Origin of the sequence: Rhodococcus parequi, from assembly GCF_046042785.1 — a bacterium.
Classification (GTDB): Bacteria; Actinomycetota; Actinomycetes; order Mycobacteriales; family Mycobacteriaceae; genus Prescottella; species Prescottella parequi.
This window is the reverse complement of the sequence record NZ_JBDLNV010000003.1, coordinates 312,091-324,555: the sequence shown is the minus strand read 5'-3', so window position 1 is coordinate 324,555 and position 12,465 is coordinate 312,091. Positions and strand designations below refer to the sequence as shown.

At 68.4% G+C, this 12,465-nt stretch carries 15 protein-coding genes; 7 read left to right on the top strand and 8 right to left on the bottom strand.

Annotated features, from left to right (window positions below; genetic code table 11):
- Together ABEU20_RS09805 and typA are read right to left on the bottom strand one after the other, a co-directional pair.
- Positions 1–1,827: an ABC transporter family substrate-binding protein gene (locus ABEU20_RS09805; protein ID WP_420164225.1), complete on the bottom strand. Its 1,827-nt coding sequence runs from the start codon at positions 1,825–1,827 to the stop codon at positions 1–3.
- Positions 1,828–1,919: 92 nt separating this feature from the next.
- Positions 1,920–3,815, bottom strand: coding sequence for a translational GTPase TypA (typA, locus tag ABEU20_RS09800; RefSeq protein ID WP_420164224.1), 1,896 nt, complete (start codon positions 3,813–3,815; stop codon positions 1,920–1,922).
- 386 nt (positions 3,816–4,201) lie between these two features.
- Here typA and ABEU20_RS09795 point away from each other — a divergent pair, with 386 nt between their 5' ends.
- A complete protein-coding gene (locus tag ABEU20_RS09795) occupies positions 4,202–4,384 on the top strand; it encodes a hypothetical protein (RefSeq protein ID WP_005514508.1) in 183 nt (60 codons plus the stop codon).
- 8 nt (positions 4,385–4,392) lie between these two features.
- Here ABEU20_RS09795 and ABEU20_RS09790 read toward each other — a convergent pair whose 3' ends face one another.
- A complete protein-coding gene (locus ABEU20_RS09790; protein ID WP_420164223.1) occupies positions 4,393–4,785 on the bottom strand; it encodes a (deoxy)nucleoside triphosphate pyrophosphohydrolase in 393 nt (130 codons plus the stop codon).
- Between the two features lie 33 nt (positions 4,786–4,818).
- Here ABEU20_RS09790 and ABEU20_RS09785 point away from each other — a divergent pair, with 33 nt between their 5' ends.
- Positions 4,819–5,109: a 4a-hydroxytetrahydrobiopterin dehydratase gene (locus tag ABEU20_RS09785; RefSeq protein WP_420164222.1), complete on the top strand. Its 291-nt coding sequence runs from the start codon at positions 4,819–4,821 to the stop codon at positions 5,107–5,109.
- Here the strand turns inward: ABEU20_RS09785 and ABEU20_RS09780 are convergent.
- Positions 5,051–6,319: a mannosyltransferase gene (locus ABEU20_RS09780; protein ID WP_420164221.1), complete on the bottom strand. Its 1,269-nt coding sequence runs from the start codon at positions 6,317–6,319 to the stop codon at positions 5,051–5,053. The two genes, ABEU20_RS09785 and ABEU20_RS09780, sit on opposite strands and share 59 nt — an antisense overlap.
- 401 nt (positions 6,320–6,720) lie before the next feature.
- Between ABEU20_RS09780 and ABEU20_RS09775 the strand changes: the two genes are divergently transcribed.
- Together ABEU20_RS09775 and ABEU20_RS09770 are read left to right on the top strand one after the other, a co-directional pair.
- On the top strand, positions 6,721–7,458 hold the full coding sequence (locus ABEU20_RS09775; RefSeq protein ID WP_420164220.1) for an Rv1157c family protein: 738 nt from the start codon (positions 6,721–6,723) through the stop codon (positions 7,456–7,458).
- An 83-nt stretch (positions 7,459–7,541) separates the two neighbouring features.
- The gene (locus ABEU20_RS09770) at positions 7,542–7,880 is read left to right on the top strand and encodes a hypothetical protein (RefSeq protein WP_420164219.1); all 339 of its coding nucleotides are present in this window, start codon (positions 7,542–7,544) and stop codon (positions 7,878–7,880) included.
- Here ABEU20_RS09770 and ABEU20_RS09765 read toward each other — a convergent pair.
- Entirely contained in the window at positions 7,877–8,341 is a 465-nt protein-coding gene (locus ABEU20_RS09765) for a MarR family winged helix-turn-helix transcriptional regulator (protein WP_420164218.1), read from the bottom strand. The two genes, ABEU20_RS09770 and ABEU20_RS09765, sit on opposite strands and share 4 nt — an antisense overlap.
- Positions 8,342–8,485: 144 nt before the next feature.
- On the opposite strand from ABEU20_RS09765, the gene ABEU20_RS09760 reads away from it, so the two are divergent.
- The gene (locus ABEU20_RS09760; protein ID WP_420164566.1) at positions 8,486–9,898 is read left to right on the top strand and encodes an MFS transporter; all 1,413 of its coding nucleotides are present in this window, start codon (positions 8,486–8,488) and stop codon (positions 9,896–9,898) included.
- A 71-nt stretch (positions 9,899–9,969) separates the two neighbouring features.
- Here ABEU20_RS09760 and ABEU20_RS09755 read toward each other — a convergent pair whose 3' ends face one another.
- Positions 9,970–10,137 (bottom strand): hypothetical protein, encoded by a 168-nt coding sequence (locus ABEU20_RS09755; protein WP_420164217.1) that lies wholly within the window; start codon positions 10,135–10,137, stop codon positions 9,970–9,972.
- Between the two features lie 89 nt (positions 10,138–10,226).
- Here ABEU20_RS09755 and ABEU20_RS09750 point away from each other — a divergent pair, with 89 nt between their 5' ends.
- Both ABEU20_RS09750 and ABEU20_RS09745 read left to right on the top strand, forming a co-directional pair.
- Positions 10,227–10,469 (top strand): maltose regulon activator MalT, encoded by a 243-nt coding sequence (locus tag ABEU20_RS09750; RefSeq protein ID WP_420164216.1) that lies wholly within the window; start codon positions 10,227–10,229, stop codon positions 10,467–10,469.
- A gap of 119 nt (positions 10,470–10,588) precedes the next feature.
- Positions 10,589–11,089, top strand: coding sequence for a nuclear transport factor 2 family protein (locus ABEU20_RS09745; protein WP_420164215.1), 501 nt, complete (start codon positions 10,589–10,591; stop codon positions 11,087–11,089).
- Positions 11,090–11,161: 72 nt separating this feature from the next.
- Here ABEU20_RS09745 and ABEU20_RS09740 read toward each other — a convergent pair whose 3' ends face one another.
- Positions 11,162–11,524 carry a hypothetical protein gene (locus ABEU20_RS09740; RefSeq protein WP_420164214.1) on the bottom strand — a complete coding sequence of 121 codons (363 nt, stop codon included), beginning with the start codon at positions 11,522–11,524 and terminating at the stop codon, positions 11,162–11,164.
- A 93-nt stretch (positions 11,525–11,617) separates the two neighbouring features.
- Positions 11,618–12,367 (bottom strand): DUF1906 domain-containing protein, encoded by a 750-nt coding sequence (locus ABEU20_RS09735; RefSeq protein WP_420164213.1) that lies wholly within the window; start codon positions 12,365–12,367, stop codon positions 11,618–11,620.
- Positions 12,368–12,465: the final 98 nt, after the last annotated feature.

Genomic DNA, 12,465 nt, shown 5'->3' with positions numbered 1-12,465 from the left:
TCACTTCGTCGTGCGGGTCCACACTCCGGCATCGCCGAAGATGCCGACCGGGATCGGACCGGTCAGCGACACGCCCTCCACCCCCGGACCGGCGACCACGATCGCGTTGTCCTGGAGCACCGGCAGAACCGCGGCCAGCTCCCACAGCTTCGGCTCGGCCTCGGCGATGACGCGCACGGGATCGTCCAGGCCGCGCAGGGCGGCGTCGATCGCGGGCTGCAGACTGGGATCACACAGACCCGACAGGTTGCTGGGCGACCGCACCGACGGTGCCGACGTCGGGGCGGATGTCGGCGTGGGTTCCGGGGACGTGGTCTCCCGCGACGATTCCGACGTGTCCAGCGGCAGGCACCCGAATCGGGACGCCAGCGACGTCGCCGGGTCCGATCCCGCGCGTTCCCAGCCGACGACGGCGTCGACCGTTCCGGACGTGAGCGCCTCGCCGTACAGATCCTCGGCCTTGAGCACCCGCACCGACGCCGCAATGCCCGCACCCCGCCACTGGTCGGCGACGGTGTTGGCGACGGCGATCGCGATGTCGTCGTTCTCGGGGGCTCCGAGCACGAGGGTCAACTGCTCGCTGTCGCGCACCAGGCGCCCGAAGGTCACGTTCTCCGGATCGTCGCCTTCGGCGAGGGTCGGCACCACCTGGAATCCGGCACCCGCGAGCACACCGAAGGCCTGCTCCCGTGTCGGTGCCGGAGGGGCGGTCGGCGCGTAGCCGGGATCGGACGGCGCCAGTACCTGTGCCCGCGCCGGGGTGGCGGACGATTCGCTGCCCGCACCCACCGTCGCCAGCAGATTCGGGTCGAGAAGTCCGAAGAGCCCCTTGCGGACCGTGGGCTCGGCCAGCGCGGCAACCCGGCCGTTGAGCGTCACCGACAGCACCCGGGGCTGCAGTTCGGTGCCGGTGCGCACACTAGGAATGACCGACAGCTGTCCGAGGGTGGCGGCGCCGCCGTGCACCCGGGCCACCTGGGCGTCACCGGAACGGATCGAGTCCGCCAGCTGCGCCGGCGAACCGCCGCGGCGCATCAGGATCTGATCCGCCTTCGCGGGGGTGCCCCAGAACCGGTCGTTGCGCTCGAGCACGATCTCGTCGCGGCCGCGATCGACCGACTTGATGTGGAACTGCGCCCCCGAGACGGGGATGCTGTCCCCGAGTCCGCGGGCGAAGCCGCCCGGGGTGTCCTTGACCAGATGCGACGGAAGCAGGTCGGTGAAGAGTTCGCGCCACGCGGGATACGGGGCGGTGAGGGTGACGGTGACGGTCTTGCCGCCCCCGGATGATTCGACGTCCTCGACGAGGCCGTAGCCGGCGGGATCGACGACGCCCGGCTGCGTGATCATCTGCTGCCACAGGTAGCGGAAGTCCTCGGCCGCGATCGGAGCGCCGTCCGACCACTGCGCCTCGTTCCGCAACTGGTACGTGATCGTCGTCGGCGCCTCCGGGGGCACGGCCGTCGCCGACACCAGCACGGACGGGTCCGGGACCCACAGCGTCACGCCGGGGCGTGCCGGATCGGCAGCCGGACGGAAGGGACTGGGCAACACCAGCGCACTCACCGCGGAGTTGACCGGCGACTGGTCCGCGAGGAGATGCGGGTTGAAGCCGATGCCGACGTCGTCGATCGCGACGGCGACGGTGTTCTTGGTCGGGACCGCGGTCGTCGGCTTGGGGCTGTCGGTGCTCTCGACCGGCGGCGGCGGATTGGCGGTGCACGCCGCGAGTGCCAGCATCGACACCGCCGCGACGGCGCCCAGCGCCCGCCGTCCCAGCGTCCTCGGCCCGAATGCACGGAACGATCCGTGCCGTACGTGCGCCACTACCGGCCCTCCCCTCCGCGAGCGGCACCCCCGCCCGTGCGCGTTGCGCGAGGGTTCAGCCTCGCACAACGCGCACGGAACGCGTCACACACTTACAGCGCGGCCTTGTCACGCGACTTGGCGCGCGAACGCTCGCGAGCGCGATCGGTCTGCGACAGGTGCAGCTTGCGCACGCGGACCACCTCGGGAGTGACCTCCACGCACTCGTCGGCGGCGCAGAACTCCATCGCAGCCTCGAGCGTCAGCTCGATCGGCTTCGCGAGGGTCTCCGTCGCGTCGGCGGTGGCCGAACGCATGTTGGTGAGCTTCTTCTCCTTGGTCACGTTGATGTCGAGGTCCTCGGCACGCGGGTTGATGCCCACGACCATGCCCTCGTAGGTATCCGAGCCCGGGTCCACGAAGAACGTGCCGCGGTCGGAGAGCTGGATCATCGCGAACGGAGTCACCGATCCGGTGCGGTCGGAGACCAGCGAGCCGGTGTGGCGGGCGCGGATCTCGCCGGCCCACGGGGCGTATCCGTGCGAGACGGCGTTGGCGATGCCGGTGCCGCGGGTCTCGGTGAGGAAGTCGGTGCGGAAACCGATCAGGCCGCGCGACGGGACGATGAATTCCATGCGAACCCAGCCGGTGCCGTGGTTCGTCATCTGGACCATCTTGCCCTTGCGGTTGGCCAGCAGCTGGGTGATCGCGCCGAGGTGCTCCTCGGGGGTGTCGATCGTCAGCTCCTCGAAAGGCTCGTGCAGCTTGCCGTCGACATGCTTGGTGACCACCTGCGGCTTGCCGACCGTGAGCTCGAAGCCCTCGCGACGCATCTGCTCGACGAGGATGGCCAGCGCCAGCTCGCCGCGGCCCTGCACCTCCCACGCGTCGGGGCGACCGATGTCGAGCACGCGCAGCGACACGTTGCCGATCAGCTCGGAGTCCAGGCGGGTCTTGACCATGCGGGCGGTCAGCTTGTGGCCCTTGACGCGGCCCACGAGCGGCGACGTGTTGGTGCCGATGACCACGGAGATCGCGGGCTCGTCGACGGTGATCGTCGGGAGGGCGACCGGGTTCTCGACGTCGGCGAGGGTGTCGCCGATCATGATCTCCGGGATACCGGCGACGGCGACGATGTCACCGGCGACGGCGACCTCACCGGGCTCACGGTTGACGCCGACCGTCTTCAGCAGCTCGGTGATCTTGACGTTCTTGACGCCGTCGGCGTGCATCCACGCGACGTTCTGACCCTTGCGCAGCTCGCCGTTGTGGATACGGACCAGCGCGAGGCGACCGAGGAAGTCGGAGGCGTCGAGGTTGGTGACGTGGGCCTGCAGCGGCGAGGCGGAATCGCCCTTGGGGGCCGGCACGTGCTCCATGAGGACGTCGAACAGGACGTCGAGGTTCTCGGTGTCGGGCGCATGGCCGTCCTCGGGACGGTTCATCGACGCCTTGCCCTCACGACCCGACGCGTACAGGACCGGCAGGTCCAGCAGCGCCTCGGCGGCCGAGGCCGCCTCGTCGTCGAGGTCGGACGCCAGGTCGAGGAGCAGGTCCTGCGCCTCGGTGACGACCTCGTCGATGCGGGCGTCGGGGCGGTCCGTCTTGTTCACGACGATGATGACCGGCAGCGACGCGGCGAGCGCCTTGCGCAGCACGAAACGGGTCTGCGGCAGCGGTCCCTCGGACGCGTCGACGAGCAGGACGACGCCGTCGACCATCGACAGACCGCGCTCGACCTCGCCACCGAAGTCGGCGTGGCCGGGGGTGTCGATGACGTTGATGACGGTGACGGTGCCATCGGCGTTGTGGCGATGGACGGCGGTGTTCTTCGCGAGGATGGTGATGCCCTTCTCGCGTTCGAGGTCACCGGAGTCCATGACGCGGTCGACCAGCTCGGCGCGCTCGGCGAAGGCGCCGGACTGGCGCAGCATGGCGTCGACGAGGGTGGTCTTGCCATGGTCGACGTGCGCGACGATGGCGACGTTACGGAAATTGGTGGTGCTCACGCGGGGCGTTCTCCTGGCTGCTGACGGGGCCACACGAAGTTGCTGTCGTACGGCTTCTGGCTGCCGCTACGCGCATGCGTGATTCCCATTCGCGATCCCCGAACATCGAACTGCACCGGACGTCGCACGAGAGTCACGACGTGTGCATCGACGGGGGGACTGCGGCCAGCGAATACCCTACCCGCCCGCGGCGCCGCTCTTCGCATCGCGTCCCGCGTTCGATAGCCCTGACCAGGCGATAGTGATATGCGCCACTCGAATCGGGAGAACGGGGGTCGGCGACGCCCGAGTGGGAGTCACCGTTGCCACGAGCCCGGATAAGGGTACGTTTACTCCGTGTCGGTGCGATTCGGGCACCGCACTCGGGAGGAAGGCCGGGCACGCCCATGGGCAAGGGAAAGGTGAAGGCCAGCAAGGTCTCTGGCCTCAAGCCCAAGAAGAAGTGCTGCCGGAAGAAGACGCGCTGCCTCAAGTGCCCGGTGGTGATCATGCGGATGAAGAAGCTCGAGAACGAGGGCGCGACCAAGAAGGAACTGAAGAAGGGGCTCAAGAAGGCCCGCGCCGCGTGAGCGGCGGCTCACGCGCCGAGCAACGCCACGAGTTCCGGCACCCAGCCACGGTCGTTGTCTACCAGCGCGATCTCGCCGAGTTCCCGCGCGTCGACCCAGCGCAGCGCGGCGTGTTCGAGCGCCTGCGGCGTGCCGTCGACCAGCTCGGCACGGTAGGCGCGCAGCACCAACCCGTCGTGCAGCGGGACGTCGGCGCCGATCCGCTCCCCCGCCGTCACCTCGACGCCCAGTTCCTCGCGTAGCTCGCGGCGTACCGCGGCGGCCGGTGTCTCCCCGGGCTCGACCTTGCCGCCGGGCAGCTCCCACAGACCCGCCAACTCGGGCGGCCGGGTGCGCTGCGCGAGCAGCAGGCGTCCGTCCCGGATCAGTGCGGCCGCGACGACCTCGCGTTCGCCGGTCATTGCGGTCCCCTCGACATCGCACCATCATGGGGTATGGCCGAGTTGCTGTCCGACACCGAGATCGATACCGCACTCACGAAGCTGCCGCACTGGCACCGAGACGGCGCCACGCTCACCCGAACCATCGAGTCGGCGAGCTTTCCCGCCGCGATCGCGCTGGTCGGCCGGGTCGCGGAGGCCGCGGAGTCGATGAACCACCACCCGGACATGGACATCCGGTGGCGCAAGGTCACGTATTCGCTCTCGACGCACTCCGCCGGCGGGATCACCGGATCGGATCTGGAGCTGGCTCGGCGGATCGACGATCTGGCGGCGGCGGCGTAGCGCGGTGCCGCCGGCCCGCGTAGGCCACCCAGGCGAACACGACCAACGCACCGACGACGTTGACGGTCCCGGCCCACGCGAGTGCACCCGGACGGGAGATCGGCTCGTCCTCGATCTGTTTGAGCACCCACGGCACGCCGACCACTGTGACCAGGAGCCATCCGGCCGCGAGGACCCGGGAGCCGAGCAGTCGCCCGTAGGGGCCGTGCACCAGCCAGATCAGCATCGGTAGCACCCACACCCAGTGGTGGACCCAGGAGATCGGGGACACCAGCAGGCCGAACAACTGGACGATCACGAGTGTGCCCAGCCGGTCGTCGCGCGCGAGGGCGCGCCACGCGAAGAAGGCGAGGGCGGCGGAGACGACGACGGCCGCGATCCACACCGCACCGGATTCGACGTCGTGGCCGGCGAGGCGGCTCAGGGCGCCGCGCAGCGACTGGTTCCAGGCCGAGCCGACGGGTCCGATCCGGTCGGCGTCCCCGAACTTCGACGTGAAGTAGTCGCGGGCCTGCGCGCCGATCACGAGGTAGCTCACGGCGACCGTGCCGAAGAACGCGACTGCGGAGAAGATCGCGGCGCGCCAGCGCCGCTGCGCCACGAAGTACAGACCGGTGACGGCCGGGGTCAGCTTGATGCCCGCGAGGATGCCGACGATGCCACCGGACAGCCACCAGCGGGCACTGCGGACGGCGATCATGGCACCGAGCACCAGGAACACGTTGACCTGCCCGTAGTCCAGCGTCGTCCGGACCGGTTCGGTCCACACGCCCACCGCGGTCCATACCGCTGCCACGTACTGCCAGTGCCGCTCGCGAGCGGCCTCGCCGAGCAGGAGTTCGAGGCTGATGCGGATCACCCAGAACAGCGCCGCGACCGTGGCGAGCTGCCAGAGCAGACCGACCAGGCCGAACGGCAGGTAGTGCAGCGGCAGGAACACGAGGGCCGCGAAGGGCGGGTACGTGAACGGCAGCGGGAAGTCGGGAGTCTCCTCGGAGTACGTGAAGGCGTACAGGTCGCCGCGTAGCAGCGCCGCCGAGCCGTCGACGTAGACGTGGAGATCGACGAAGTTCGCGCCGTTGGGAGTCAGGTACGTCCACGCCAGTCGGAGGATCACCGACAGCGCGAGGAGGAGCGGCGCCCACCGGAGAAGTCCGCGCTCGGCGGCAGCCGCGCGCGGCTGCCGGTCGGCACGTGAAAGCTGGGACACTGGCGGCGCTCTCCGTGTTCGTGTGCTGGCAGGACGCACCCAGTGTGGCGCGGGAGCGGAAAAGACCAGGTGTGGCGTCAGCCTAACGCGCCATCCCGATGCGCCGAAAATACCTTGCTCATCCGTAACAGTTGCATCAAGGTTCACATTTTCCGCATTCGTCACAGATATTGTCACCAGGCGATGGCAGTTACGTCACAGGTTGAATAGACTCCGCTGGGTTGTGGATCACGAATGCGACGTGCAGAACAGTCTGTACACATCGGGGGGTCGATCCATAGAGTGACCCGCGACGTACTACCCGCGACCACGAGGCCGTGGGTGCCCGCGCGGCAGACCTGACGCTGCAGAGCATGCGTCTGAACGACAAGGATGGGGAAACCGTGATTCGTAACCGAGGAATGCGACGAGCAATCACTGCCTGCGCAGTCGTGGCCGCCGCTGCGCTCGCCGTGCCGGCCACCGCGGCCGCACAGCCGACGCCTCCCGGCCTCCCCGAGGGCGTCCCCATCGATGCGCTGACGTCGCTCGCTCCCGCCATCCTGGGTGCCGCCGCGGCCCCCGCGGACATGCAGGACGTCGACGCCAAGGCCGACCTGCTCGCCCAGGCCCGCATCCTGCTCGAGGGCGCGAACCTGCCCCCGGAGCTGAAGTCGACGCTCGAGCGCGTCATCACGTTCCTGGACGGCAGTGGTGGCGGCGGACCGGAGATTCCCCAGGACGGCCCGGTCATCGCACAGTTCCTGTACCCGACCGTCGGCCGGGGTTGCATCGCCCCGTCGGGCGACTCGGTCGGCACGGCGCTCGCCGTCCCCGGCCCCGCGCACCTGCCGCCTCCGGGCCCCGGCGCCGGCCAGGCAGGCTTCGTCTTCACCGCGCTCGGCACCGAGAAGGCGTCCGCGAACCAGGGCATGACGGTGTCGTGGATCAACGTCGACAACGGCCGCCGCGAGACCCAGCCCCTCACCACCGAGGCGCGCATCAACCCGGACGGACCGGCGACACTGTCGGCGATCGCGAACACCGGTCCGGGTCGCGTGCTGGCCGTCATCTCCGGCGATCTCACCACCGAGCCCGAAGGATCCGCACCGATCACGTGCAACTTCCTGCCGACGGTCGGAATGTTCACGGTCGCGTAGTCACCCGCTCCACAGGAAAAGGCCCCACCGCTCGGTGGGGCCTTTTCCTGTTCACGCCCCCGGTTCGCGTGGTAGACCGAGGAATGGCCGACACGACGAAGTCGATTCGCTCACGCCACTCCCGGCGGTCCATCCTGTCGATCCGATCGGAGGGTTCGATCCTGTCGATCGGCAGCGTGGGCTCGATCCTGTCGATCGGATCCGCCGGCTCGATCCTCTCGATCGGATCCGTCGGCTCCGCCGGTTCGGCGCTGTCCTCGTTGTCGTTCGGGAGCGTCGGTTCCGCACTGTCGGGGTTGTCCCGCTGGTCGCTGCTGTCCTGGCGCGCCGTGGGGCAGTCGCCGGAGCAGCGTCCGACGCTCGTCGTCGTGCCGGACGAGCCGGACCTCGCCGAGTCGACGACGTTGCACGTCCAGTCCTAATCGGCCTCCGGCCGCGGCCAGGCTCGACCCTCGAGTGCCTCGACATCCCGGTTGAACCGCACCAACAATTCGTGGAGCAGCACCATCTCGTCCGCGGCCCAACCCTCGAGCACCCGTCCGGCACCGTCGCGGTTGAGATCACGATCGGCGCGCATCCGCGCCAGGCCGGTCTCCGTGGCGCGAATCTTGCGCGCCACCCCGCCGTCCGGATCGGCGATGCGTTCGACCAGGCCGTGCCGTTCGAGTGCCCCCACTTGTCGGTTGACCGTGGAGATGTCGAGCACGAAGGCCTCGGCCAGCTCCCTGAGGCTCATCAGGCGATCGAGTTCCAGGCGCGCGAGGATCAGGTAGGCCGAGCGGTCGAGGGTCTGCTGTCCGCGTTGCCACGACAGGGCGTGGTAACGCGACAGGAGCATCAACTCGTACTCGACGCCCGCTACGGTCCGGTCTTCGTCGGACAAGCCCGACCCCTTCCACCTCGATTGCCCGCATTGTCCGCGTTGTGCGGTGCCGCGAACGATGTGTACGGTACACATTCTTCCAATTTTCTTTTTCTGCAGTTTTTTCGAGGAGTTTCCTTGTCCACACCCGTCGCGTCCTCGACGGTGAAGACGACCCCATCCGTATCCGGCAACGCCATCGTCGCGGTTCTCGGCTTCTGCGGCATCGTCGTCTCTCTGATGCAAACGCTCGTCGTCCCGATCATTCCCCAACTGCCACACCTGATCTCGGCTTCGCCGGCTGACGCGTCGTGGGCCGTCACCGCCACGCTCCTCGCCGCCGCCGTGGTCACGCCGATCAGCGGCCGACTCGGCGACATGTTCGGCAAGAAGAAGATCCTCATCATCAGCCTGGGCCTGGTCGTCGCCGGATCCGTGGTGTGCGCCTTCGCCGACTCCCTGATCCCGCTCATCGTCGGCCGCTCCCTGCAGGGCGCCTCGGTCGGCGTGATCCCACTCGGCATCAGCATCCTGCGTGACGAACTGCCGCCCCGGAAGGTGGCCGGTGCGATGGCCATCGTCAGCGCCACCCTCGGCGTCGGCGGGGCGATCGGGCTACCGATCGCGGCAGCGGTCGCGCAGGTGGCCGACTGGCACGTGCTGTTCTGGATGTCGGCCGTACTCGGCCTCGTCTGTGCGGCACTCGCCGCCGCCGTCATCCCGGAATCCTCCGTCCGGAACCCGGGTCGATTCGACTTCGTCGGCGCGATCGGACTCAGCGCGGCACTGATCCTGTTCCTGCTCCCCATCACCAAGGGCGGCACGTGGGGCTGGAGCGACCCGCTCACTCTCGGCCTGCTCGCGGGATCCCTCGTGTTGTTCCTGGCCTGGGGCTTCCTGCAGCTGCGGACGGCGCGGCCGCTGGTGGATCTGCGGGTGTCCGCGCGCCCGCACGTGCTGTTCACGAACCTCGCGTCGATCGCCATCGGCTTCGCGATGTACGGCAATTCGCTGACGCTCCCCCAGCTGCTCATGGCGCCCGAGGCGACCGGCTACGGACTCGGCCTGTCGATGGTCACGGCAGGCCTCGCGCTCGCCCCCGGCGGCCTGGTGATGATGGCCCTCTCGCCCGTGTCCGCGAAGCTCTCGGCCTGGCGCGGGCCTCGGATCACCCTCATGGTGGGCTCCGTCGTGGTGGGCCTGGGCTACACGTTCGTGTACTTCCTGTCGTCCTCGGTCTGGATGATCGTCGTCGGCGGCATGATCATCGGTGCCGGCGTCGGGCTCTCGTACTCGTCGATGCCGGCGCTGATCATCGGCTCCGTTCCGATCTCGGAGACGGCCGCCGCGAACGGCCTGAACTCGCTCATGCGGTCGATCGGAACGTCCAGCGCGGCCGCCGTCATCAGCGTCGTGCTCGCGAGCATGACCGTCACCCTCGGCACCGCCACGATCCCCTCGTTCGACGCCTTCCGTGCGACGTTCGTGATCGCGATCGTCGCAGCAGTCGTGTCGTTGGCGTTCGCGTTCCTGATTCCGAGGAGCCGCCCGCCGGCCACCGCGGCGCCCCACGCCTGACCGGTGTGGAGAACGCAGAAGGCCCGCACCGGCGATCCGGTGCGGGCCTTCGCGGTTCTCGTGACGCCTGCTTACTGGCCGCCGCCGGAGGAGGACCCGTCCGAGGAGCCCAGGTACAGGTTGGCCGCGAGTGCGTAGAACAGGTTGATGAGGAAATCCACGAGAGCCTCCGAGTCGTAGGTGTTTTCGGACTGGTAACGGTAGCCGAACGGTCCGACACCCGGACCGGCACTGGGCATATCGGAACACCCGTCCAACTTGTTTCACCCGGGCATCGCGGTAGCGTTGAGGACGCATCGTGAAGCCACTCCAGACGGGAGTCACGACCATGAGTAGAGAGAAGTGGTGGGTCGTCGCCGGTCCGAACAGCGACTGGTCGCTCGAACAACGCGCCAACGGGGATCACGTGGTCGTCAACGCGTCCACCGCCGAGGAACATGTGCTGAACGGCTACCAGTGGATGCACGTCAAGCACGCCGACGCCGCGACCGGCACACCCGAGCATGCCCTGAAGGTGCTCGGCGAGGGTCCCCCGCCCTTCGGCAGGTGGACCGAACTGCACGGCACCTGACCCCCACCCGACCCCGCCGATTCCGACAAATAACTGAAACACGTTCCAGTGGTGCGTTAGGTTGCAGTCGAGTCCGCCGGTGACGCGGGCGACCGCAATCGACCGCGAGGAGCGCTGTCATGGGTTGGACCCGGGAAGAACTCGAAGGAGCCTTCGAGAACTACCAGAAGACCGTCGTGCAGGCGACGCAGACCGGCGACTGGAATCTCTTCGCCGACCAGTTCACCGAGGACGCGACGTACGACGAGCATGCGTTCGGCCGCTTCGCCGGGCGCGAGGAGATCCGCCGGTGGGTCACTCGCACCATGACGGCGTTCCCCGGCAACCGCATGCCCGAGTTCCCCGTCTCGTGGTACGTGATCGACGAGGACCGCGGCTGGGTGGTCTGCGAGGTGCAGAACCCGATGGAGGACCCGGGTGACGGCACCGAGCACGGCGCCGCGAACATCACCATCCTCCACTACGCGGGCGACAACCTCTGGTCGCACGAGGAGGACGCCTACAACCCGATGAACTTCTTCGCGATGGCGAAAAAGTGGTGCAAGCACGCCGATGCAGCGGGCAACCTGCCCGACGACGCGCGTGTGTGGCTCGAGAAGATGGCCAAGCTTCCGGGCTGATCACCCGCCCCCACACGGCGAACGGGCGCCCCCCATGCGGAGGGCGCCCGTTCGCGCGTGCGGAAGCAACGGTCAGTAACTCGTCCAGAGCACCGCGATCAGTGCATTGACGATCGCCAGGATACCGACGATGTGCGCGAAGTTCGGGTTGCCCTCGCCGCGCTTCTGGCGGGCCCGGCCGATCTCGGCGACCGCGACGATGATCAGCGTGATGAGCAGCTTGACGCCGATCTTGGCGTGGTCGTAGTCCTTGCCGAGCGAGTCGACAGCCTCGCCGAGACCGACGATGACGAGGCCCGACAGCAGCTGGATCCGAGCGCCCCAGACCATCACCTCGCTGATCCGGGGGGCCTTCAGGACCGAGAGGTAACCACCGACGATCGCGGCCATGCCCAGCAGGTGCACGGCGACGAGGATGTTGTAGACGACAGACATGCCATTACCTTAGCTTTACGTATCCGGCGGTCTCACAATTCCGCACACAAATCCATCGTTGGATGGATTCCGTCTGCGACCGACGCCTGACGACTACGACAGGAAGAACGGCTTCTGCGCCGACCACTGACCGTACTGCGGCTTGAGGATCGAGTTGAGGTCGATGCCGATGCCCTCGATCTGACGCTTGTCGATCTCGAACTGGTGCAGGTGCGCGGACGGATGCACGTAACCGGCCGGCGATCCCCAGTTGTGCTGCCAGAACAATCCGCCCACCCCGGCCCGCAGGCAGCGATCGATGGTCGGCGTGTTCGCGTAGACACCGACGTTGCGGCGGCCGAGGACGTCCTCCCAGCCACGCAGGTAGGGCGCGATGAGGTTGTCGAATTCCCACGGCGACGGGTTGTCGTCGATGGAGGCGTAGATCGGGCAGTTCTCGGGGCCACCGGCGGCCCGGTGCAGTTCGAGTCCGCGCCGAGCATGGTGGATGCCGGCGTCGTATCCGCCGCGCCAGTCCGACGTCTGCCCCTTGCCGAACTGGTAGCAGGAGACGATCTGCAGGCCGAAGGCCGCCATGGCCGCGGCCTCACCGAACTGCATGGGCTTGCCGAGCATCCATTCGGCGCCCGGTCGGCGGTCGGACACGTAGCGGATCGCCCCGACGTGACCGGCCGCGCGGATGCCCAGCGGGGACGGGACACCGGCCGAGTAGTCGATCAAGGTGGCGGGCCCGGCGTTGGCAACCGAGGGCCCCGCGAGTGCCGCGAGCCCCGCCGCCGCGGTGCCTGCCGCCGCATACTTGAACAGTTCGCGCCTGGAAACCTGCACAGCACAACCTCGCATCACCGGAGAAGTCCGGCATCGCCGGATGTGGGTGCGGCGACGGATCGACCGCCCGCACTTGTCGATTCGAGGGCTATTCCACCACAGTCACTCTGGTT